Origin of the sequence: Micromonospora sp. NPDC005194 (genome assembly GCF_040608335.1) — a bacterium.
Taxonomy (GTDB): domain Bacteria; phylum Actinomycetota; class Actinomycetes; order Mycobacteriales; family Micromonosporaceae; genus Micromonospora.
In genome coordinates, this window is the sequence record NZ_JBEXIA010000020.1 from 78,358 (window position 1) to 100,114 (window position 21,757).

The window sequence follows — 21,757 nt, forward strand, 5'->3', positions numbered from 1 at the left end:
GCACCCGCAGCGACCTCACTCGTGCACTTGAAGCCTGGTCATTTCAGGGACTTCATCGTGTGCTCATGTCGGTCGTCCTACCCTGCTAGCGACCCTCGCCCGGTCGGGCTGACCGGACGTAGTGGTTGGCGCATCGACGTGCTCTGCCAGCACACCGTGGTCGAGGACCTCGGTGATGCGCAGCGCTCGCCCGAAGGCTCGGCGCCGCACCGCCAGCGCGAAGCAGGCCGGATCCGGGTGCATGTTCGCTCCCCGACCCGGCAGCCTGCGGCGCGGATCAGGCCGGAGGCTGTGACCAGCCTCGTCCCCGATCGCGACGACCCGCAGCAATTCGCTGGCCGGCGCACGTTGCCGGCAACCCACACAGGTGCGCTCCGGCTGCGCGCGTCGTACCACTGGAGGAAGTCTACCCCTAGCTGCCCGAGATCGCGCCGCCCGGCTCCGGCACATGCTCGGCCGCGCCGCGCGCGGCCGGGGCGGTCTGCTCCGCGTCGGACCGAATGTCGATCCGCCAACCGGTCAACCGGGCAGCGAGCCGGGCATTCTGCCCCTCGCGGCCGATGGCGAGCGAGAGCTGGAAATCCGGGACGGTCACCCGGGCGGCCCGACCGGCCAGGTCCACCACCTCGACGCGCAGCGCCTTGGCCGGCGACAACGCGTTACCGACGAAGGTGGCCGGGTCGTCCGACCAGTCGATGATGTCGATCTTCTCACCGTGCAGCTCGCTCATCACCGCGCGCACCCGCTGGCCCATCGGGCCGATGCAGGCGCCCTTGGCGTTCACCCCGGGGGTGGTGGAACGGACGGCGATCTTCGTACGGTGACCTGCCTCACGGGCGATCGCGCCGATCTCGACCGTGCCGTCGGCGATCTCCGGGACCTCCAGCGCGAACAGCTTCTTGACCAGGGCCGGGTGCGACCGGGACAGGGTGATCTGCGGCCCGCGCATGCCCTTGGCCACGTGCACCACCACGCACCGGATCCGCTCGCCGTGCGCGTACCGCTCGCCGGGCACCTGCTCGGACTGCGGCAGCACGCCCTCCAGCTTGCCCAGGTCGACGCTGACGATGCCCTTCTCGGTACGGGTCTCGTGCGCCTGCACCACGCCGGTGACCAGGTCACCCTCGCGGCCCACGTACTCGCCGAAGTGCACCTCGTCGGTGGCCTCCCGCAGACGCTGGAGGATCACCTGTTTGGCGGTCATCGCGGCGATCCGCCCGAAGTCGTGCGGCGTGTCGTCCCACTCACGCACGAGGGAACCGTCGTCGTCCATCTCCTGCGCGTACACCAGGGCCGCGCCGGACTTGCGGTCGATCTCCACCCGGGCGTGCGGCTCGGCGCCGTCGGTGTGCCGGTAGGCGGTCAGCAACGCGGTCTCGATCGCCGCGAGAATCGTGTCGAACGGGATCTCCCGCTCGCGCTCGAGTGCGCGCAGCGCCGCGAGGTCGATGTTCACCTCTCCTCGTCCTCCACATCATCTTCGTCGTCGATGTCGTCTGAATCGTCGTTCTCGTCGGTCTCGTCCGCGTCGTCGAACTCGTCCGGCTCACCCAGCTCGGCGAGACGGGTGAACTCGACCTGCACGCGGCCCGGGCCCAGCTGGGCGTACGCCCACATGGTCTGGCCGTCGTCGGTCTCCAGCCGCACGCCCTCGTCGTCGGCCCCGACCACCCGGCCGGTCAGCTGGCGGTCCCCGGAGGGCTGCTCGCCGCGCTGGCCGGGCAGCGCGACCGCGCCCCGGACGGTGACCTTGACCAGCCGGCCCACGTTGCGCCGCCAGTGCCGGGGCAGGATGAGCGGCCGGTCCACACCCGGCGAGCTGACCTCGAGCTGGTATTCCCCGGCGAGAATGTCGCCGCCGGTCTCCTCGGCGGCGTCCAGGGCGGCCGAGACCGCGCGGGAGACGTCCGCGACGGCGTCCAGGTCGATGCCGCCGTCGGCGTCCACGATCACCCGCACCACGTGCCGGCGGCCGGCCCGGGAGACCGACAGGTCCTCCAGGTCGTAGCCCACGCCGTTGACCACCGGCTCGATCACGGTCCGCAGCCGGGTACGCCGTGCCGCGAGATCACCGCCGCCGCGCGGGGCGGCGCCGTCGCGCGGACCGCGGGAGCCCGCGCCGTCGCGGGGTCGACCCGTCGACCTGGTGGCACGGCCACGCTGCGTCATCTGCGCACCCTCTCCCTGGTCGACCGGGACCCTCGTCCCGCCATGCCGGCACGCCACCGGAGCGGACGCGCCGGTGGCTGCGCAGAGCGTAACGCGCCTGCCCGGCGGCGGACCGGGCGGCGCACCGACGGCGATGGCCCCCGGACCGGCCCGGATGGTGTTCACTGGCCCGGTGGGGATCGGCAGAACGACACCGCGCGACCAAGTATCCGGACATAACCGGCGAAACCTCCTGCGCGTCGGGGCGCTGCTGGCGCTCGGCTGCGCAGCGGCGCCGCTGACCGGCTGTGATCTTTTCGACCGCGACGACGAGCCGGCGCCACCGCCGGACCCGCTGCGCCCGATGGTCGACGAGTCGCTGGGCCTGGCCGCCGCGTACCGGGCGAGCGCCGCCGCCCACCCGGAGCTGGCCGACCGCCTCGGCCCCATCGCCGAGACACACACCGCGCACGCCACCGAGCTGGCCCGGGTGATCGGCCTCGCTCTCCCGTCCACACCCGCCGCCGACCCGAGCGCCACCGCGGCGACCGAGCCGGCCGGCGCGCTGGCCGCCCTGCGCGCGCGGGAGAAGACCGCACAGCAGTCCGCCACCGCGGCCTGCGCGGCGGCGCCCGCCGAGCGGGCGGCGCTGCTCGGGTCGATCGCCGCCGCGCGGGCCACCCACCAGGAGGCACTGAAGTGAGGCAGCCCACCTCCGGGGAGGCGCTCGCCGCCGCCCTCTCCGCCGAGTACGCGGCCATCTACGCCTACGGGCGGATCGGCGTCCGGCTCACCGGGGCGGCACGCGAGGCCGCACACCAGGCGGAGGCCGCACACCGACGACGGCGCGACGGGCTGGTCGTGCAGCTCAGCACCACCGGCGGCACCGTTCCACCGGGCCGGGCCGGGTACGCGCTGCCGTTTCCCGTCATCGACCGGGCGAGCGCGTTGCGGCTGGCCGTCGAGGTGGAGGAGCGCACCGCGGCGCACTGGCGGGCCGCGTTGGCGTCCACCACCGGCCCGGACCGCGACCAGGCGCTGGCCGCCCTGGTCGAGTACGCCGTACGGGCCACGCGGTGGCGCAAGACCGCAGGGGTGACCCCGGCGACTGTCGCATTTCCCGGCCGCCCGACCTGAACCTGGTCCACTCCGGTTGCGGAGCGCATACCAGGTATGCATACTCCGTTGCCATGTCCATCCGTCACGGGCTGCTCGCCCTTCTCGAACGCGGCCAGATGTACGGCTACCAGCTGCGCGCCGCGTTCGAGGAGTCGACCGGCTCGACCTGGCCGCTGAACATCGGGCAGGTCTACACCACGCTGTCCCGGCTGGAACGGGACGGTCTGGTGCGCCCGCTGCCGGAGAGCGAGGCCGGGCAGCGCCCGTACGAGATCACCGACGCCGGTCGGGCGGACCTCGCGCTGTGGTTCGCCACCCCGATCAGCCGCACCGACCGCCCCCGCGACGAGCTGGCGATCAAACTGGCCCTGGCGCTCACCACCCCCGGAGTGGACGTCCGCTCGGTGGTGCAGGCCCAGCGCAGCGCGACCATGCGCACGTTGCAGGAGTTGACCCGGTTGAAGTACGGCAGCGACCGCCCGGAGGACCTGCCGTGGCGACTGGTGCTGGACTCGATGGTGTTCCAGGCCGAGGCTGAGGTGCGGTGGCTGGACCACTGCGAGACCAGTCTGGTCCGGCTCCAGCCCAACGGGCCGACGCCGCCCCCGACCCGGCCGCCCGACCCCGGGGCGTCCGACGGCGCGCGGTGGGCCGACGAGGAGGCGCGACGGTGAGCGGAACGGACGACGCGGTGCTGGAGCTGCGCGCCGTCCACCGCACCCACGGGTCCGGCCCGGCGGCGGTCCACGCGCTGCGCGGTGTCAGCCTGGTCGTCCGGCCGGGCGAGCTGGTCGCCGTGATGGGCCCGTCCGGTTCGGGCAAGTCGACGCTGCTGGCCCTCGCCGGTGGGCTGGACCGCCCGACCCGCGGCGACGTCCGGGTCGAGGGCCAGCCGCTCGGGGCGTTGGATCGCCGCGGGCTGGCCCAGCTGCGCCGCCGCCGCATCGGTTACATCTTCCAGCAGCTCAACCTGCTGGCCAGCCTGAGCGCGTTGGAGAACGTCGCGCTCCCGCTGGAGCTCGACGGCGTCGGCGGCCGGCGGGCCCGTGCGGCGGCTCTGGCCGCGTTGACCGAGGTGGGCCTGCCGGCGCTGGGTGACCGCTTCCCGGACCAGCTCTCCGGTGGTCAGCAGCAGCGGGTGGCGATCGCCCGCGCGCTGGTCGGCGAGCGGCGCCTGGTGCTCGCCGACGAACCCACCGGGGCGCTCGACTCGCAGACCGGCGAGGCGGTGCTGCACCTGCTGCGCCGCCGGGTCGACGCGGGCGCCGCCGGCATCCTCGTCACCCACGAAGCGCGCCACGCCGGCTGGGCCGACCGGGTGGTGTTCCTGCGCGACGGCGTGCTGGTCGACACGACGGCCCCGCTGGGCAGCGTCGAGCAACTGCTGTCCGGCAGCGACCGTTGACCCTGCGCCGGACGCCGCTGGCACGCCGCCGCGTCGATCCCCCGGCGGTCGGACCGGTGACACCGCCCACGCCCGTCGGGCGGCGGAGGTTCGCCGAACTGACCGGCTCGTGGCGGGCGGCGCTGCGGATCGCCCGACGCGAGTCGCGCCGGGCACGTCGGCGTACCGCCCTGGTGCTCGCGATGATCGCCCTGCCGGTGCTGGTGCTGGCCTTCCTCGCCACGAGCTACGACATGTCCGAACTGACCCCGCAGGAGCGTGTCGACCGCCGCCTCGGCGTCGCCGACGCGGAGCTGCGGTGGTTCGCCGAGACCCCGGTCATCCAGGACGAGTGGGGCGACAGCTGGTATCCCCGTGACGACAGCCAGTCAGCGATCGGCCGCCCGGCCACCGCCGCCGAGGTGACCGCGTTGCTCGGCCCCGGCAGCCGGGTCACCGAGGTCCGCGCCGGAGGCCCGGTGACGGTGCGGGGCCCGAGAGGCGACGAGACCCTGCAGGGGCGGGTTCTCGACCTCGCCGACCCGCTGGCCCGGAGTCTGGTGCGGTTCCGGTCGGGGCGGGCGCCGCAGCAGCCCGGCGAGGTCGCGGTGAGCCCGGCCGCGCTGCGCCGCCTGGACGTACGCCTGGGCGACGCCGTGGCCACCGCCGACCGGGCGAGGACGTACACGGTGGTCGGGGTGGTCGAGTTTCCCGACGACCTCGGCCCGGTGGTGGCGCTGCACCCGGCGGCCGTCGGGCGGGCCGATCCGCAGACGGAGAGCCGCTGGCTGGTCGACGTTCCCGGCGTCGTCGACGCGGCGATGGTGTCGCGGCTCAACGACCACGGGGTGGTGGTCGCGCCGCGCCACCTGCCCGCCTCGGCGACGTCGTCCCGCAGCTGGATCGGCTACGCGGACACCACCGACCTGAGCACCGGCGTGCTGATCGCCGGTCTCGGGTTGCTGGAGGTCGTGCTGCTGGTCGGACCGGCGTTCGCCGTGGGGGTCCGCCGTCGGCGCCGGGACCTGGCGCTGGTCGCCGTGGCCGGCGGGGACGCGGCCCAACTGCGCCGGGTCGTGCTCGCCGACGGGGTGGTGCTGGGCGTGCTGGGCGCCGCGGCGGGGTTGCTGCTCGGTGTCGGCGCGGCGTTCGCCGGTCGTCCACTCATGGAGCAGTACGTCTTCGGCGCCCGCTTCGGCGGGTACCGCTGCTGGCCCTCGGCCCTGGTCGTGCTCGGCGGGGTCGCGGTGCTGGCCGGGGTGCTGGCCGCGCTCGCGCCGGCCTGGACGGCGGCCCGGCAGGACGTCGTCGCCGGGCTCGCCGGGCGACGTACCCCGCCGCCGCCCCGGGCCCGCGCCCTGACCCTCGGGTTGACGCTGGTGGTCGGTGGGGCGGCGCTCGCGGCGTTCGGGGCCAGCCGGACATCACCGGCGGTGATCCTGACCGGCCTGATCCTCGGTGAGCTGGGCCTGGTCTGTTGCACGCCGACGTTGATCGGCGCGCTCGCCCGGCTCGGCCGGGTGCTGCCGCTGGCGCCCCGCATCGCGCTGCGCGACGCCAGCCGCAACCGGGCCGCCGCGGCGCCGGCCATCTGCGCCGTGATGGCGGCGGTGGCCAGCAGCGTCGCGCTCGGCGGATATCTGACCAGCGACGGGGTCCGCGACGCGCGCACCTACCAGCCGATGCTGCCCACCGGTCACGTCCTCATCAACCCCCAGGAGCCGGGCCGGCAGCCGGAGCCGACGTTGGCCCAGATCGACGCCGTCGCGCGGGCGCAGCTGGGCGCCACCGCCGTCGCACCCGTACGCACGCCGCTCTGCTCCTCGACCGACGGCGCGGCGGACTACTGCTCCGTCGGGCCGGAGATCCCGCCCGAGCGCGTCTGCCCCTTTGTGCCCGGGGACAGGCTGTCGGCGACGCAGCGTCGCCAGGCGCGGGCCGACCCGCGTTGCCGGAACCGTGCCGCGGACTACTTCGGCAACGGCGTCGAGACAGTGGTGGACGACGGCAGCGCGCTGCCGCTGCTCACCGGCGCCGACGCGGCGGCGACCGCCGCCGCCACCGCCGTGCTGCGCGCCGGGGGCGTGGTGGTGACCGACCCGCGCTACCTGCACGACGGCCGGGTGACGGTGCAGGTCAACGAGGTGCGGGCCGGGCGGGACGAGGCGACCACCACCCGGCACGACCTGCCCGGGTACGCGTTGCCGCCCACGGTCGGCCAGCCACGCCTCCTGCTCTCCGCGTCCGCCGCCCGACAACTCGGTCTGAGCCCTGTCCAGGCGGGCTGGGTGGTCGACACTCCGGCGCCGCCCAGCCAGCGCCGGCAGGATCGATTCGCCAAGGACCTGCGGGCCTTCGGGACGTTCTCCCTCCAGGTGGAGCAGGGCGCCGCCCCGCGCGACGACTCACCGCTGCTGCTGCTGCTCGCCGCGGCGGCCGGAATGATCACGGTGGGCGCGGCCGGGATCGCCACGGCGCTCGCCGCCGCGGAGGGCCGCGCCGAACTGTCCACCCTCGCCGCGGTCGGCGCGGCCCCTGCGGTACGCCGACTGCTGGCGATCTGTCAGGCCGGGGTGATCGCCGGTCTCGGTTCGGTGCTCGGCATCGTGGCCGGGCTCGGCACCGCGGCGATCGTGCTGTTCTCGGCCAACCGGGAGTACGCCACGGCCTGGCCGGCACGGGAGCCGTACCCGTACCTGGTGCCGTGGCCGGCGCTGGGCGTGCTGGTGCTGGTGCCGGTGGTGGCGATGCTCGGCGCGGGCCTGTTCACCCGGTCGGGGTTGCCGATCGAACGGCGCCTGGACTGAACCCGGGCCACCCGGGGGCCGGGGGCCGGGGGGCCGGAACCGGACCGTCCGGGGGTGCCGTCGGGGCGGGGCAGCCGGCAGACTGAGCCGCGTGTCAGCGCTCGCAACCCTCACCCGTCGACTCGGCCACCACCGCTGGTTCGGGTCCGCCGCCCGCCTGCTGGTCCCCGCCGACCGGATCGTCGGCCGGCTCACCCGGGGCCGGGTGGTCGCGCTCGGTGTGCTCCCGTCCCTCGTGATCACCACGACCGGTCGCCGCTCGGGCAAGCCGCGCAGCAATCCGCTGCTCTACGTGGCCGACGGCGACGCGTACGCGGTGATCGGCTCCAACTGGGGGCAGACCCACCAGCCCGGTTGGGCGATGAACCTGCTCGCCGACCCGGCCGCCGAGGTGGACGTGAAGGGTCGCCGGTTCCCGGTGCGGGCCGACCCGGCCACCGGGGCCGAACGGGACCGCCTGTGGCACCTGCTGGTCACCGAGTGGCCGGCGTACCGCACGTACGTCGAGCGGGCCGGCGGCCGGGAGATCCGCATCTTCCGGCTGGTGCCGACCGGGCGCGGCGTGCCGGCCGACCCCCCGTCGGCTGGCTAGGCTGACGCCAGTCGCTTCAGGCGGAGGTTGACCCGTGAGCGCGAGGAGTGAGCCGGTCCTGCGAGCCCCGCAGCCGCGAACAAAGGCTGACCAGTGAGCGCGAGCAGTGAGCGGTCGGGTGTCGACCGGAGCCTCGACGATCGACGGTGGACGGTGGCGGAGCGGGTCGCCGAGGTGGTCCGGCGGCGGTTTCCGGCCGAGGTGCTCGCGATCGCGGTCCACGGTCCCCTGGCGCACGGCGACGACGACGGTGGCGGGGACGGTGAGGTGGGGATGCTGGTGGTCACCTACCGGCCGGGCGCCGGGCCGCCGCCGGCGACCCGGCGGGTGGACGGGGTGCTTGTCGATCTGACCGTGGCCGCCGCCGACGACTACCTCGGGCAGGCCCGGGTGCTCTCCCCGTTGTGGCCGCTGACGGCCGACCGGTACGTCACCACCCGGTCCCTCTACGACCCGACGAGCTGGCTGCGGACGTTGCGGGACGAGCATCTCGGCCGGCTCGCCCGGGCCCGGCCGACGGAGTTCAGCACCGCGGCGCGGCAGGCCTGGTACCGGGGTAGCGCGGCGCACTCCCGGGCCGCCCGGTTGGCCGAGTGGTACGAGACGGACCAGGCGTTGCTGATGCTCGGTGAGGCGCGGTTGGCCGCGGCGACCGTGACCGGCCTGCTGGGCCGCACCTACTTCCGTGATCCGGGTGACGCGGTGCGGCGCACGGGGTTGGCCGGCGCGGACATGACGGAGGTCGGCGCGGTGCTGGCGCGGCAGGCCGAGGAGTTGGCGGCGCGTGGCCGCCCGGTCGACGGCACGATCGACGAGCTGCTCACCGGTTGACCGGCGTCACAGCCCGCCCTGCACTCCGATCAGTGAGCCGACCAGGTAGGTGGCGCCGGCCGCGGCGGCGCCCAGCACGAGTTGACGCAGGCCGCTGGTCCACCAGGGTCGGTTGGTGAACCGGGCCACCACGGCACCGGCGGCGAACAGGCCGAGCCCACCCACGGCGAGCGCCAGCCAGAGTTCGGTGGCGCCCAGCAGGTACGGCAGCAGCGGGATCAGCGCCCCCACCGAGAAGAACAGGAACGAGGAGATCGCCGCCGCCCAGGGGCTCGGCTGGTCGTCGGGGTCGACGCCCAACTCCTCGCGGACGTGCACCCGCAGCGCCTCCTCCGGGTCCCGCCGTACCGCCTCGGCGACCTGGGTGGCGAGGTCGCGGGGCAGGCCCCGGGCCACCCACGCGTCGGCCAGCTCGCGGGCCTCCGCCTCGGGGTGCCGCTCCAGCTCGCGCCGCTCCTTGGCCACCTCGGCGGCGACCTGTTCGTTGGCCGAGCGCACGCTCGTGTACTCGCCGAGCCCCATCGAGATCGCACCGGCCACCAGGCCGGCGGACCCGGTCAGCACGATGCTGCGCGGCGACACGCCACCGCCGCCGACGCCGGCGATGAGGGCGATGTTGGTGACCAGGCCGTCCATCGCGCCGAAGACGGCCGGGCGCAGCCAGCCGCCGGAGACGTCCGCGTGGTGTGCCTCGCGCAGGGCCGCGGGAGTGTCGGTCACGGCAGGGTCAGGATCTCGTGGCCGTCGTCGGTGACGACGATGGTGTGCTCGAACTGGGCGGTCCACCTACGGTCCTTGGTGACCACCGTCCACCCGTCGTCCCACATGTCGTACTGGTAGGTGCCGAGGGTGATCATCGGCTCGATGGTGAAGGTCATCCCCGGCTCCATGATGTCGGTGGGGCGAGGGCTGTCGTAGTGCGGCACGTAGAGCCCGCTGTGGAAGGTCTCGCCGATCCCGTGGCCGGTGAAGTCGCGGACCACGCCGTAGCCGAACCGCTTGGCGTACGACTCGATGACCCGGCCCACCACGTTGATCTGGCGGCCCGGGGCGACCGCGCGGATGCCGCGCATCATCGCCTCGTGGGTGCGTTCGACGAGCAGCCGGGCCTCCTCGCTGACCTCGCCGACGCAGAAGGTGGCGTCGGTGTCACCGTGCACCCCACCGATGTACGCGGTCACGTCGACGTTGATGATGTCGCCGTCGGTCAGGACGGTGGAGTCCGGGATGCCGTGGCAGATGACCTCGTTGACGCTGGTGCAGCAGGACTTGGGGTAGCCCCGGTAGCCGAGCGTCGACGGGTACGCGTCGTGGTCGCAGAGGAACTCGTGCACCAGACGGTCGATCTCGTCGGTGGTCACGCCGGGCTTGCAGTGCTCACCGGCGAGCTGGGTCGCCTGGGCGGCGAGCCGGCTGGCGATCCGCATCTTCTCGATGGTCTCCGGCGTCTGCACGTGCGAGCCGCGCCACTGCTGCGGGCTCTTCTTACCCACGTACTCCGGGCGGGGAATGTGGGCGGGCACCGGTCGCATCGGGGAGAGCGTGCCTGGGGTCAGCGGCGGACGGACGGTCATGCCCCAAGCCTATCGCCGGAGGAGCTGGTGACCCGTGCCACGGCCCGGCAGTCCCGGTTGTTGCCCTGCCAGGTCGGCTGTGCCATGGTGTCTGCGTGGATCAAGGGGGAGCACCACCCGTCTTCTCCGCCAGCGCGGAGATCGACGGAGAGCACCTCCGCGTGGTGGTGACCGGCGAGGTCGACATGGCGACCGCCGACACGATGCTCCAGACCGCCCTGCGCGAGCCCGCCCGTCGGATCACCCTCGACCTGCGCGCCGTGACCTTCTTCGACTCGGCGGCCATCCACGCCCTGGTCCGGCTCGCCCAGCAGTTCTCCGGCACGCTCACCGTGCTGCCGTCCCGGCAGGTCCGCCGGGTGCTGGAGATCTCCGGCCTGGGCGACCAGGGCTGGCTCGACCCGGTCTGAGATCGCCGACGCACCCGGCCGCCGGCACCCCGGCCACCGGGTCCGGGGTCAGCCCTGCAACTGCCGGCGCAGCGTCACCTCGGTGCCCTCGTCGGTACGCCGCACCATCAGGTCACCCAGCGCCTTGATCAGTGACAGGCCGCGCCCCCGGAACCCGGAGTCGGTCGACTCCCGCCACTGCCCGGTGTCGCGCACGGTGGCGATCACCGTCCGGTCCTCGATGGCCACCTCGACGCTGATCACCGCCTCGGCGGGTTGGACGGGGTGCTCGATGGCGTTCGCGGCGGCTTCCGACACCGCCACGGTCAGGTCGAACAGGTCCGTCTCGCCGACGTTGTGCGCCACGAGGAAGTCCTCCAGGCGCTTGCGCAGCACGCTCAGTCGGGTCGGGTCCGCCGGCAGCCGCAACGCGAACCGGTTCAGCTCGGCCGCCTCCAGGGCGAGCACCGCCACGTCGTCGCGGCGCGGCCGTCCGGTGACCCGCTCGACCACCGTGTCGATCAGGTCCGTCACGTGTTCGCCGGGGGTGGCGGCGTCGGCGCGCAGCTGCGCGAGCGCGGCGTCGATACCGAGCTGACGGTCCTCGATCAGCCCGTCGGTGTAGAGCAGCAGCCGGCTGCCAGCGGGCAGCTCCCCCTCGACCGTCCGGTACGTCGTGTCGGGGATGACGCCGACCGGCGGGCCGAGCGCGCGGTCGTGCAGGAACGCCACGTCGTCTCCTCGGATCAGCAGGGGGGACGGATGACCGGCGCTGGCGTAGCGCAGCCGGGCGGTACGAGGGCTGAACAGCAGGCAGACCACTGTCGCGAACGAGCGCCCCTCGGTGGACCCGACCAACCGGTTGAGCCGGGTCAGTGACTCACCCGGGTCGAAGCCCTCCAGCAGGTACGCCCGCAGCGCGTTGCGCAGCTGCCCCATCGCCGCGGCGGCCTGGACGCCCTTGCCGACCACGTCGCCGATGACCAGCACCAGGTCGTCGCCGTCGAGCCTCATCGCGTCGTACCAGTCCCCACCGACCTCGACGTCGGCGCTGCCCGGCAGGTACCGGCTCGCGACGACCGCGCCCGGCATCTGGGGCAGCGACCTCGGCAGCAGGCTGTGCTGCAACGTGGCGGCGATGCGGTGTTCGGCCTCGTAGAGCTGGGCGTTCTCCAGCCGCACCCCGACCAGCCGGGCCAGCTGGGTGAGCGCGGCCTCGTCGGCCTGCGCGTCGTCGCCGGCAGCCTGCCAGACCCGCAACTCGCCGAGCTGCTCGCGGGTGGTGCCGGTCAGCGCGGCCACGAAGGACGGGTCGGTGGCGGTGACGCCACCGCCGTCGGCTTCGGCGCGGGCGCCGGCCGCGGTGACCACGACCCGGGCGGCCTCGGCGAGGCTGAGCGCGTGCCGGGCGGCGACGTGCAGCACATCGGTGGTGGAACGGGCGGTGTTGACCGCCACCGCCGCGTCGGCCAGCGCCCGAAGCCGACGGATGATCTGCCCGCGCAGCTGGCCCAGCTCGACGTTGGCCCGGACCCGGGCGATCAGCTCCTGCCCGGAGAACGGCTTGGTCAGGTAGTCGTCGGCGCCCACGGAGAGGCCGGCGACCGCCTCGGCGGAACCGGCGCGGGCGGAGAGCAACACGATCGGCACGTCGCGGGTGCGGGGGTCCGTGCGCAGCGCGCCGACCAGGCCGAACCCGTCCAGCCGGGGCATCATCACGTCGGTGAGCACGAGGTCGAACCCGCCCGCACGGGCCAGCGTCAGGGCCGCCAGACCGTCGCTCGCGGTGACCACCTCCCAGGTCGGGGAGAGCAACCGGGTCACGTGCTCGCGCAGGTCGACGTTGTCGTCGACGACCAGGATCCGGCCGGCCGGGGCCGCGTCGGTCGGCTGACGGTCGGTCGGCCCGGGCATGTCCTCGTCGGCCCACAGGGCCGTCTCCGCCACGTACAGCCGGGCCTGCTCGGGCTCGCCCGTGGGCAGGGGGGCGAACGCGGCGACCCGGTCGGCGGGCAGGTGCGCCGATCCGAACGGGACGGTCACCGTGAAGGTGCTGCCCTCGTCGATCTGGCTGGTCACACCGACGTCGCCGCCGTGCATCTCGACCAGTTCCCGGACCAGCGCGAGCCCGATCCCGGTGCCCTCGTGGGTGCGGGCGCGCACCCCGGGCACCCGGTGGAACCGCTCGAAGACGTGCGGCAACTCGGCCGGCACGATGCCCACGCCGGTGTCGGTGACCTCCAGCCGGGCGACGGCGTCGTCGGCCCGGATCCGCACCCGGATCTCGCCGTCGAAGGTGAACTTCACCGCGTTCGACACCAGGTTGAGGACGATCTTCTCCCACATGTCCCGGTCGATGAAGACCGGCGCCGGCAGCGGCGGGCAGTCCACCACCAGGCGCAGCCCGGCGCGCTCGGTGGCCGAGCGGAAGGTGCTGGCCAGCCGGGCGGTGTAGCCGGCCAGGTCGGTGGGCTGGTAGCGGGCGGCCAGCCGACCGGATTCCAGTCGGGAGAAGTCGAGCACGGTGTTGACCAGCTTGAGCAGTCGCAACGCGTTGCGGTGCATCACGACGAGCCGGTCGGTGTAGGCGGCGGGCAGCTCCGGGTCGGCCAGCATGTCCTCCAGCGGGCCGAGCACCAGGGTCAACGGCGTACGGAACTCGTGGCTGACGTTGGCGAAGAAGTTGGTCTTCGCCCGGTCCAGCGCGGCCAGCTCGGCGGCGCGGGCGCGCTCCTGCTCGTACGCCCGCTGGGTGCCCACCGCGCGGGAGATCTGCGCGGCCACCAGGTCGAGGAAGTCGCGGTACTCGTCGCCCAGCGGCAGCTGGCGGGCGACGCCGGCGACCAGCGCGCCGACCGTCTCGTTGGCCGCCTTGACGGGCAGCACGAGCGCCACGTCGGCGGCGTCGGCCGGTGGCTGGGCGAGCAGACCGCTCACCTCGATGGTGGCCGGCGAGCCCTCGGCGACCAGCTCGCCGAACGTGTCGGGCGGGACATTGACCGCGGCCGGGTCGACGCGGCTGGCGGCGGTCAGGGTGAACCGGCCGGTGGAGTCGGCCAGGTAGATCAGCGCGAACGGCACGTCGGCGGAGTGCCGGGCGAGCACGTCGGCGGCGGTCCGGCCCAGCTCGCCCGCGCTGATCACGTCGGCCAGCTCGGTGCCCAGCTCCGACAACGCCCGCAGCCGGCGTTCGCCCACCACCCGCCCGGTGGTCTCGTTGACGATGCAGTAGACGCCGCTGACCGCGCCGTCGGCACCCCGGATCGGGTCGTACGAGACGTCGAAGTAGGTCTGCTCGACGAAACCGGAGCGGTCCAGCAGGAAGGGGTGGTCCTCGCCGCGGTAGGAGAGCCCGGTGCGCCGGACCCCGTCGAGCAGCGGACCGAGGACGTCCCACGTCTCGGCCCAGTGGTGTCGGGCCGGCTGGCCGAGCACGTGCGGGTGCTTGCTGCCGATGGTCGGCCGGTAGGCGTCGTTGTAGAAGGCGAGCTGGTCGTCGCCCCAGAACATGACGATCTGCGCGCTGGAGGAGAGCATCATGCCGATCGCGTTGGAGAGCGCCGCCGGCCAGCCGGACGGCCCGCCCAGGGGGTGGGTGGACCAGTCGAAGGCGCGGATTCGCTCACCCAGCTCACCGCCGCCCGCGTACGCGGCGGCGAGCAGCGGGGAGGTCTCGTGGACGTCCGCGAAGGAATGCCCCGCATCCGCGCCCCCCTGGGCCGAGCTCATGCAGCCTCCCCCGCTTCGGCCGTACCCCGCAGCCGTTGATCTTCACGCGCCGTGCTCCGACTTGTACCCCGGCGGACCAGCAACGTAACGCATGACGCCCCTTGGACGCTGGTTACCCGTGCCGCACCCGTCGCCGACCCGGCAGCGCGGGGGCGTACGCGGGCCCAGGGAGGCCGCCGGGAGCGCCCTGACCTGTCAGAAGACCGGGAGTCCGTCGATGCTCGCGGCGTTCTTGGTGGCGCGGTAGGTCACCAGATCATCGGCCGTACGGCGGGAGTGTGAGGTAAGCAACAGGTCACGCTCCGCGCGGTAGTCCATCAGCGGCACCGCATAACCGCAGGAGTCGCTGACCCGCTCGACCTCCACCGTGATCACGGCCCGCACGGCGTGCACGTCCGGCGGCGCGGGAAACTCGGCGAGCCGATCCGCGTAGCCCGCCTCGGTCACCGCGACGCTGCTGCCCCTGCCGTGCAGGCGCACGATCTTCGGGGGCCCGTCGAACGCGCAGAACATCAGCGTGATGCGGCCGTTGTCGCGCAGGTGGGCGATGGTCTCCGCGCCGCTGCCGTGGTAGTCCAGGTAGGCCACCCGGTGCGGGCCGAGGATCACGAAGGTGCCCGTCATGCCCTTCGGCGAGACGTTGACGTGCCCCTCGGGCCCGGACGGCGCGGTGGCCACGAAGAAGACCGGCTGGCCCGCGATGAACTCCCGCAGACGACCGTCGATCTCTGGATAGACCTTGCCCATGCGGTGATCCTCCCATCGCGCCCGTCCCGCGCCGGGGCGACCTGCGTCACACCGTCGGCGACCCCGCCGCGTCCACGCCCTCGTGGCGGACCCGCACCGGCGGGCCGGACGCTCGCCGGCGGGCGGCCCGGACCAACGCCGTGATCGGACGCGGGTCCGGCTCGTTCTCCGGATGCCACTGCACCCCGAGCACGAACGGACGGTCCGGGTCCTCAACCGCCTCGATCACGCCGTCCGCCGCCCAGCCGCTGACCGCGAGCCGCCCCGGCGTGGCGACCGCCTGATGGTGGTACGAGTTGACCCGGTCCACCCCGGCCAGCGTCCTCGCCGCCAGACTCCCCGGCGCGAACCGCACCGGATGGGTGCCGTAGACCCCCGGGGCCGGACGGTGCGCCTCCGAACCGACGACGTCGGGTAGGTGCTGGTGCAGGGTGCCCCCGTACGCCACGGCGAGCAGCTGCATTCCCCGACAGACACCCAGCACCGGCAGGTCGGCGGCGAGGGCGGCCGTCAGCAGGGTCAGCTCACCGGCGTCCCGGTCCGGCCGGTCCTCGGTCCGCGGGTGCGGCTGCTGGCCGTACCGCCCGGGACCGACGTCGGCGCCCCCGGCCAGCAGGAGCCCGTCGAGGACCGCCAGCACGTCACCGTCGGAGTCGTCCGGGGGCAGCACCACCGCACGACCACCGGCAGCGGTCACCGCCCGCACGTACGCCTCCGGCACCAGCACCGCCCGCACACCGCGCCACACGGCCCAGTCGGCGGGCTCGACGTACGCGCTGATCCCGATCAGCGGCCGCCTCACCGGACGGCCAGCGTTCGCGACTGCGGGGCTCGCAACACCGGCTCACTCCTCGCGCTCACAGGGGAGTCACGTATGCGCCGGTGATCCCGCCGTCGACCACGAACTGCGCGGCGGTCATGAACGAGGCGTCGTCGCTGGCCAGGAACGCCACCGCGGCGGCGATCTCCTCCGGCTGCCCGAAGCGGCCCATCGGCACGTGCACCAGTCGGCGGGCAGCCCGCTCCGGGTCGGCGGCGAACAGCTCCAGCAGCAACGGGGTGGCCACCGGGCCGGGACAGAGCGCGTTGACCCGGATGCCCTCGCGGGCGAACTGCACACCCAGCTCCCGGGTCATCGCCAGCACCCCACCCTTGCTGGCGGTGTACGCGATCTGCGACGTCGCCGCGCCCATCAGCGCCACGAACGAGGCGGTGTTGATGATCGAGCCCTTGCCCTGGCGGCGCATGTGCGGGATCGCGTACTTGCAGCACAGGTAGACGCTCGTGGTGTTGACCCGGAGGACCCGTTCCCACGCGTCCAGGCCGGTGTCCAGGATGGAGTCGTCGTCCGGCGGGGAGATGCCGGCGTTGTTGAACGCGACGTCCACCCGGCCGTGCCGGTCGGCCACCCCGTCGAACAGGTCGCGGACCGCCGACTCGTCGGCCACGTCGGTGCGGACGAACTCGCCGCCGCACTCCTCGGCGGCCTTCTCGCCAGCCGCCTCGTCGATGTCCACGCAGACCACCCGGGCCCCCTCGGCGGCGAACCGCCGCACGGTGGCCAACCCGATGCCGCTGCCCGCTCCGGTGACCACGGCCACCCGGTCCTGCAATCGACCCTGCACTGGCGTCACTCCTCTGTCGCGATGAACACGTTCTTGACGTCGGTGAAGGAGTGCAGCGCGTCCGGGCCCAGCTCACGGCCGAGCCCGGAACGCTTCATCCCACCGAACGGGGTCCAGTAGCGCACCGAGGAGTGCGAGTTGACGCTGAGGTTGCCCGACTCGACGGCGCGGGCCATCCGCAGCGCGCGGCCCACGTCCCTGGTCCAGATCGAGCCGGAGAGGCCGTACTCGGTGTCGTTGGCGAGCCGGACCGCGTCCGCCTCGTCGTCGAACGGGAGCACCGACACCACCGGTCCGAAGATCTCCTCCCGCCAGTGCCGGTCGGCCGGCGAGTCGGCCAGCAGCACCGTCGGCGCGTGCCAGAAACCGGGGCCGTCCGGGCGGGAGCCGGTGAAGGCGACAGTCGCCCCGGTCACGTAGCCGGCGACCCGGTCCCGCTGGGCCGCCGAGATCAGTGGACCCATCTCGGCGGTGTCCCGGGACGGGTCCTCCACCCGCACCGCGCGTACCGCCGGTTCGAGCAGTTCCAGGAACCTGTCGTACACCGGGCGTTGGACCAGGATCCGCGACCGTGCGCAGCAGTCCTGGCCGGCGTTGTCGAAGACCGCGCCCGGCGCGGTCGCGGCGGCGCGCTCCAGGTCGGCGTCGGCGAACACGATGTTCGCGCTCTTGCCGCCCAACTCCAGGGTGAGTCGCTTCACCTGGGCGGCGCAGCCGGCCATGATCCGGGTGCCGACCTCGGTGGAGCCGGTGAAGCAGATCTTGCGGACCGCCGGATGGCTGACGAACCGCTCCCCCACCACCGCGCCCTCGCCCGGAATGACGGTGAACACGTCGTCGGGCAGGCCGGCCTCGCGCGCCAGCTCGGCCAGGCGCAGCGCGGTGAGCGGGGTCAGCTCGGCGGGTTTGAGCACCACTGTGTTGCCGGCGGCGAGGGCCGGGGCGAACCCCCAGGCGGCGATGGGCATCGGGAAGTTCCACGGCACGATCACGCCGACCACGCCGAGCGGCTCGTGGAAGGTGACGTCCAGGCCGCCGGGCACCGGGATCTGCCGTCCGGTCAACCGCTCCGGCGCTCCGGCGTAGTAGTCCAGCACGTCGCGAACGTTGCCGGCCTCCCAGCGGGCGTTGCCGACGGTGTGCCCGGAGTTGCGGACCTCCAACGCGGCCAGCTCGTTCAGGTGCGCGTCGACGGCGGCGGCGAACCGCCGCAGCAGCCGGGCCCGGTCCCCCGGCGCGACGACCCGCCACGCCTCGAACGCCTTCGCGGCACGCGCGATCGCCGCGTCCACCTCCGCCACCGAGGCCCCGGAAACCTCCCGAAACCCCTCCCCGCTGGCCGGATCCACCACCACGGTCACGCCGCTACCCCCTACCCCTGCGCAATCTCGCAGGTGCTGCACGAACCACCGACACAACGTGCGAGATCACGGAGGACGGACCAGGGGTTAGAGGCGCTCGAAGCCACGGGTCAGCTCCCAATCCGTCACCGCCGCGTCGTACGCCGCGAGTTCCACTCTTGCCTGGTTGGCGTAGTGGGCGACCACCTCGTCGCCGAACGCCTCCCGGGCCACCGTCGACGCCTCCCAGAGCGCCAGTGCGTCGCGCAATGTGCCGGGGACCCGTTCGGCCTGCGGATCGTCGTACGCGTTGCCGGTGCACTCCTCGCCCAGCTCCAGCTCCCGCTCGATGCCGTGCAGCGCGCCCGCGACCAACCCGGCGATCGCCAGGTACGGGTTGACGTCGGCCCCCGGCACCCGGTTCTCCACCCGCATGCCCTGCCCGTGCCCCACCACCCGCAGGGCGCAGGTGCGGTTGTCCACCCCCCAGCGCAGTGCCGTCGGGGCGAACGAGCCCGGCTGATAACGCTTGTAGGAGTTGATGTTCGGGGCGAAGAGCAGGCTGAACTCCCGCATGGTGGCGAGCAGCCCGGCGAGCACCCGCTGCCCGGTCTCCGACAGGTGCGCCGGCCCGTCGCCGAGCATCGCCGAGGCGCCCGTCCGGTCGCGCAGCGAGAAGTGGATGTGGCAGGAGTTGCCCTCCCGCTCGTTCGGCTTGGCCATGAAGGTGATCGCCATGCCCTCCTGGGCGGCGATCTCCTTGGCCCCGTTCTTGTAGATCACGTGGTGGTCGGCGCAGGCCACGGCCTCGTCGTAGCGGAAGGCGATCTCGTGCTGGCCGAGGTTGCACTCGCCCTTGGCGCTCTCCGGGGTCAGCCCGGCGCCAGCCATCTCGGTGCGGATCCGGCGCAGCAGCGGCTCCACCCGGGCGGTGCCGAGCAGCGAGTAGTCCACGTTGTACTGGTTGGCCGGGGTGAGGTCGCGGTAGCCGCGCCGCCAGGCATCCTCGTACGAGTCGCGGAACAGCACGAACTCCAGCTCGGTGCCGGCGTACGCGGTCAGCCCGTGCTCGGCCAGCCGGTCCAGTTGCCGGCGCAGGATCTGCCGGGGCGAGGCGACCACGTCACCGGAGCCGTCCAGCCAGGTCAGGTCGGCCAGCAGCAGGGCGGAGCCGGGCTGCCAGGGCACCCGACGCAGGGTGGCGAAATCCGGCACCATCGCGAAGTCGCCGTAGCCGCGCTCCCAGCTCGACATCGCGTACCCGCCGACGGTGTTCATGTCGACGTCCACGGCGAGCAGGTAGTTGCAGCCCTCGCTGCCGTTGGCCACCACCTGGTCCAGGAAGAACGGCGCGTGGAACCGTTTGCCCTGCAGGCGGCCCTGCATGTCGACGAGGGCCAGCACGACGGTGTCGATCTCGCCCTCGGCGACGGCGACCCGCAGTTGTTCCAGCGTGAGCGGAGCTTTCGTCATTCGCGGGCCTCCATCACCAAGGTCTACTGGCAAACCGGATCACCGTCAATGCCCCCGGCGCCGAGGGCGGCAAACCCGGTGACCGCACCGGCGGGACGGCCGCGATGACCGTCCCGCCGGGCGGGTGTCAGGCCGGGCCGTCGACCGGCGCCGGGTCGGCCGCCGGCGCGGGTTCCTCGACGGTACGCACCGGGCCGGCGAACCACTTCCGGGCCGAGGCGTACCACCAGACCGCGACCACCAGCAGCACCCCGCCCACGGCGAGCGGCGCGTAGTTCACCGCCGACCAGGTGAAGTCGTCGTTGCCGGGCACGCCGGCCGGCACGATCGGCAGCACGAAGTACACGGCGATGACCGCGATCTCGATGACCGCGATCCAGCCGAGCAGCTTGTACTTGCGCCCCAGCGTCCACGGGCCGGGTACGAACCGGTCGCCGAGGCGCAGCCGCAGCGCGATCGGGATGAGGAAGGACAGGTAGAGGCCGATCACCGCGACGGAGACCACCGCGTAGAAGGCGATCGGGATGCCGGCCGAGCTCTCGTAGAGCGCCGGCAGGGTCAGCACCAGGCCGGCGATCGTGGTGCCGATGATCGCGTTGACCGGGGTGCCGTTGCGGTTCACTCTCGACCAGAGCCGCCAACCCGGCACCGCACGGTCCCGACTGAAGGCGTACGCCATCCGGCTCATCGAGGTGATGCAGCTCATCCCGCAGAAGAACTGCCCGATCGTGGAGATGATGATGACGATCTTGAAGAAGACCGGGGTCAGGGCGGACTCGAAGATGGCGCCGGAGAAGCCGCCGGCGGCGTTGACCGCCTCGACGTCGGTGGCCGCGAACAGGAACGCCAGCAGCAGGATCCAACCGCCGACCGCCGAATAGAAGATCGACTGCCAGAGCCCGCGCGCGGCGGCCTGCGAGGCGCCCCGGGTCTCCTCGGAGACGTGCGCGCAGGCGTCGAAGCCGGTGATCGTGTACTGGGTGAGCAGGAAGCCCAGCGGCAGCACGTAGAACCAGAACGTCAGCCCGCCGGTGTCCCCGTCACCGAAGCCCGAGTTGTTGAACCGCTCGGTGAACACGAACTGGAAGCTCTGGTGATCGTCCGGAACGAACACCAGGATGGCCACCACGACGGCCGCGCCGGCCACGTGCCACCAGACCGAGACGTTCTGGAGTACGTCGATGATCCGGTGCCCGAAGATGTTGATGAGGCCGTGCAGCGCCAAAATGATCACGAAGAGGACGAACGCCTGCCGCAACGTCCCGGCCCAGCCGTCGAAGAGCGCCGACAGGGTGAGGTTGAGGAAGGTCGCGCAGCCGTAGTCGACCGAGGCGGTGACCGCGACCAGGCCGATGAGGTTCAGCCAGCCGGTGAACCAGCCGTGCACCGGGCGGCCCATGGTCGCCGCCCACCAGTAGATCCCGCCCGCCGTCGGGTAGGCCGACACCAGTTCGGCCATGCAGAACCCGATGATCAGGATGAACAGTGAGATCAGCGGCCAGCCCCAGGAGATGGCGACCGGCCCGCCGTTGTTCCACGCCTGGCCGAAGGTGGTGAAGCAGCCGGCCAGGATCGAGATGATGGAGAACGAGATGGCGAAGTTGGAGAAGCCACTCCACTTGCGGCGTAGCTCCTGCTTGTAGCCGAGTTCGGCGAGTCGTCGGGCGTCGTCGTCGATCGGTTGCTCTGCGGTCGGCACGGGCGTCGTGGCCACTGCACACCTCCCTGAGGTGGTTCCGCGAACGAGTGCGCAAAGTGTCGTCCCGCCGATCAAGACAGGTCAATACAGCGCCGGTGGGAATCTCACCGCCGTCCCGGCTAATTGCGTTGCCGCCCGTCCAGCCCGCCCGCATGCTTGACCCCGTGACCAGGCCCGATCGCGACGGGCCACCACCGGGCGCTCGGACCGCCCGGCACCGCGGCGGCGCGGGGCACGCCTCTCTCTCCGTACGGCAACCGCCGTACCCACAAATGCCCCGCGCCGCCCCCTCCGCTCCCG

At 73.1% G+C, this 21,757-nt stretch carries 20 protein-coding genes; 8 read left to right on the forward strand and 12 right to left on the reverse strand.

What is annotated here, in order from left to right; translation table 11 throughout:
- Positions 1-63: 63 nt before the first annotated feature.
- The 3 genes from ABZU53_RS18645 to rimP are packed head-to-tail and all read right to left on the reverse strand — an operon-like array spanning position 64 to position 2,169.
- Complete coding sequence (locus ABZU53_RS18645) at positions 64-396, reverse strand: YlxR family protein (RefSeq protein ID WP_266251254.1); 333 nt, start codon at positions 394-396, stop codon at positions 64-66.
- A 16-nt stretch (positions 397-412) separates the two neighbouring features.
- On the reverse strand, positions 413-1,456 hold the full coding sequence (gene nusA / locus ABZU53_RS18650; RefSeq protein ID WP_354857652.1) for a transcription termination factor NusA: 1,044 nt from the start codon (positions 1,454-1,456) through the stop codon (positions 413-415).
- The gene (gene rimP, locus ABZU53_RS18655) at positions 1,453-2,169 is read right to left on the reverse strand and encodes a ribosome maturation factor RimP (protein WP_355066857.1); all 717 of its coding nucleotides are present in this window, start codon (positions 2,167-2,169) and stop codon (positions 1,453-1,455) included. Before rimP ends, nusA begins: the two co-directional genes overlap by 4 nt.
- Positions 2,170-2,323: 154 nt before the next feature.
- Between rimP and ABZU53_RS18660 the strand changes: the two genes are divergently transcribed.
- From ABZU53_RS18660 to ABZU53_RS18690, 7 genes are all read left to right on the forward strand, one after another.
- On the forward strand, positions 2,324-2,851 hold the full coding sequence (locus ABZU53_RS18660; RefSeq protein WP_354857647.1) for a hypothetical protein: 528 nt from the start codon (positions 2,324-2,326) through the stop codon (positions 2,849-2,851).
- Positions 2,848-3,285: a ferritin-like domain-containing protein gene (locus ABZU53_RS18665; RefSeq protein WP_354857645.1), complete on the forward strand. Its 438-nt coding sequence runs from the start codon at positions 2,848-2,850 to the stop codon at positions 3,283-3,285. Before ABZU53_RS18660 ends, ABZU53_RS18665 begins: the two co-directional genes overlap by 4 nt.
- A 53-nt stretch (positions 3,286-3,338) precedes the next feature.
- Complete coding sequence (locus ABZU53_RS18670) at positions 3,339-3,941, forward strand: PadR family transcriptional regulator (protein WP_355066858.1); 603 nt, start codon at positions 3,339-3,341, stop codon at positions 3,939-3,941.
- On the forward strand, positions 3,938-4,672 hold the full coding sequence (locus ABZU53_RS18675) for an ABC transporter ATP-binding protein (protein ID WP_355066859.1): 735 nt from the start codon (positions 3,938-3,940) through the stop codon (positions 4,670-4,672). The genes ABZU53_RS18670 and ABZU53_RS18675 overlap by 4 nt, the downstream gene beginning before the upstream one ends.
- Before the next feature lie 56 nt (positions 4,673-4,728).
- On the forward strand, positions 4,729-7,458 hold the full coding sequence (locus tag ABZU53_RS18680; RefSeq protein WP_355066860.1) for an FtsX-like permease family protein: 2,730 nt from the start codon (positions 4,729-4,731) through the stop codon (positions 7,456-7,458).
- A 91-nt stretch (positions 7,459-7,549) separates the two neighbouring features.
- Positions 7,550-8,050, forward strand: a complete 501-nt coding sequence (locus ABZU53_RS18685) for a nitroreductase/quinone reductase family protein (protein WP_354857637.1) — start codon at positions 7,550-7,552, stop codon at positions 8,048-8,050.
- Positions 8,051-8,143: 93 nt separating this feature from the next.
- Positions 8,144-8,881 carry a nucleotidyltransferase domain-containing protein gene (locus tag ABZU53_RS18690; RefSeq protein WP_354857635.1) on the forward strand — a complete coding sequence of 246 codons (738 nt, stop codon included), beginning with the start codon at positions 8,144-8,146 and terminating at the stop codon, positions 8,879-8,881.
- Positions 8,882-8,887: 6 nt separating this feature from the next.
- On the opposite strand, the gene ABZU53_RS18695 is transcribed toward ABZU53_RS18690, so the two are convergent.
- Both ABZU53_RS18695 and map read right to left on the reverse strand, forming a co-directional pair.
- Positions 8,888-9,601, reverse strand: a complete 714-nt coding sequence (locus tag ABZU53_RS18695; protein ID WP_354857632.1) for a VIT1/CCC1 transporter family protein — start codon at positions 9,599-9,601, stop codon at positions 8,888-8,890.
- A complete protein-coding gene (map, locus tag ABZU53_RS18700; RefSeq protein ID WP_355066861.1) occupies positions 9,598-10,455 on the reverse strand; it encodes a type I methionyl aminopeptidase in 858 nt (285 codons plus the stop codon). Before map ends, ABZU53_RS18695 begins: the two co-directional genes overlap by 4 nt.
- Before the next feature lie 95 nt (positions 10,456-10,550).
- On the opposite strand from map, the gene ABZU53_RS18705 reads away from it, so the two are divergent.
- Positions 10,551-10,865 carry an STAS domain-containing protein gene (locus tag ABZU53_RS18705; protein ID WP_354857627.1) on the forward strand — a complete coding sequence of 105 codons (315 nt, stop codon included), beginning with the start codon at positions 10,551-10,553 and terminating at the stop codon, positions 10,863-10,865.
- A 48-nt stretch (positions 10,866-10,913) separates the two neighbouring features.
- Here the strand turns inward: ABZU53_RS18705 and ABZU53_RS18710 are convergent, their stop codons facing one another.
- From ABZU53_RS18710 to ABZU53_RS18740, 7 genes are all read right to left on the reverse strand, one after another.
- The gene (locus ABZU53_RS18710; protein ID WP_355066862.1) at positions 10,914-14,573 is read right to left on the reverse strand and encodes a SpoIIE family protein phosphatase; all 3,660 of its coding nucleotides are present in this window, start codon (positions 14,571-14,573) and stop codon (positions 10,914-10,916) included.
- A 195-nt stretch (positions 14,574-14,768) separates the two neighbouring features.
- Positions 14,769-15,320 carry a pyridoxamine 5'-phosphate oxidase family protein gene (locus ABZU53_RS18715; protein ID WP_354857623.1) on the reverse strand — a complete coding sequence of 184 codons (552 nt, stop codon included), beginning with the start codon at positions 15,318-15,320 and terminating at the stop codon, positions 14,769-14,771.
- A 46-nt stretch (positions 15,321-15,366) separates the two neighbouring features.
- Entirely contained in the window at positions 15,367-16,122 is a 756-nt protein-coding gene (locus ABZU53_RS18720; protein ID WP_355066863.1) for a gamma-glutamyl-gamma-aminobutyrate hydrolase family protein, read from the reverse strand.
- Positions 16,123-16,177: 55 nt separating this feature from the next.
- Positions 16,178-16,945 carry a 3-oxoacyl-ACP reductase gene (locus tag ABZU53_RS18725; RefSeq protein ID WP_354857619.1) on the reverse strand — a complete coding sequence of 256 codons (768 nt, stop codon included), beginning with the start codon at positions 16,943-16,945 and terminating at the stop codon, positions 16,178-16,180.
- 5 nt (positions 16,946-16,950) lie between these two features.
- Positions 16,951-18,306, reverse strand: coding sequence for an aldehyde dehydrogenase family protein (locus tag ABZU53_RS18730; protein ID WP_355066864.1), 1,356 nt, complete (start codon positions 18,304-18,306; stop codon positions 16,951-16,953).
- Between the two features lie 87 nt (positions 18,307-18,393).
- On the reverse strand, positions 18,394-19,758 hold the full coding sequence (locus tag ABZU53_RS18735) for a glutamine synthetase family protein (protein WP_355066865.1): 1,365 nt from the start codon (positions 19,756-19,758) through the stop codon (positions 18,394-18,396).
- 127 nt (positions 19,759-19,885) lie between these two features.
- Positions 19,886-21,472 carry an amino acid permease gene (locus ABZU53_RS18740; RefSeq protein WP_354857612.1) on the reverse strand — a complete coding sequence of 529 codons (1,587 nt, stop codon included), beginning with the start codon at positions 21,470-21,472 and terminating at the stop codon, positions 19,886-19,888.
- Positions 21,473-21,757: the final 285 nt, after the last annotated feature.

Excerpts from the sequence above, each read along its gene's own strand:
- rimP (WP_355066857.1), bottom strand. The coding sequence starts at position 2,169 with ATGACGCAGCGTGGCCGTGCCACCAGGTCGACGGGTCGACCCCGCGAC.
- ABZU53_RS18660 (WP_354857647.1), top strand. The coding sequence starts at position 2,324 with ATGGTGTTCACTGGCCCGGTGGGGATCGGCAGAACGACACCGCGCGAC.
- ABZU53_RS18670 (WP_355066858.1), top strand. The coding sequence starts at position 3,339 with ATGTCCATCCGTCACGGGCTGCTCGCCCTTCTCGAACGCGGCCAGATG.
- map (WP_355066861.1), bottom strand. The coding sequence starts at position 10,455 with ATGACCGTCCGTCCGCCGCTGACCCCAGGCACGCTCTCCCCGATGCGA.
- ABZU53_RS18710 (WP_355066862.1), bottom strand. The coding sequence starts at position 14,573 with ATGAGCTCGGCCCAGGGGGGCGCGGATGCGGGGCATTCCTTCGCGGAC.
- ABZU53_RS18715 (WP_354857623.1), bottom strand. The coding sequence starts at position 15,320 with ATGGGCAAGGTCTATCCAGAGATCGACGGTCGTCTGCGGGAGTTCATC.
- ABZU53_RS18735 (WP_355066865.1), bottom strand. The coding sequence starts at position 19,758 with ATGACGAAAGCTCCGCTCACGCTGGAACAACTGCGGGTCGCCGTCGCC.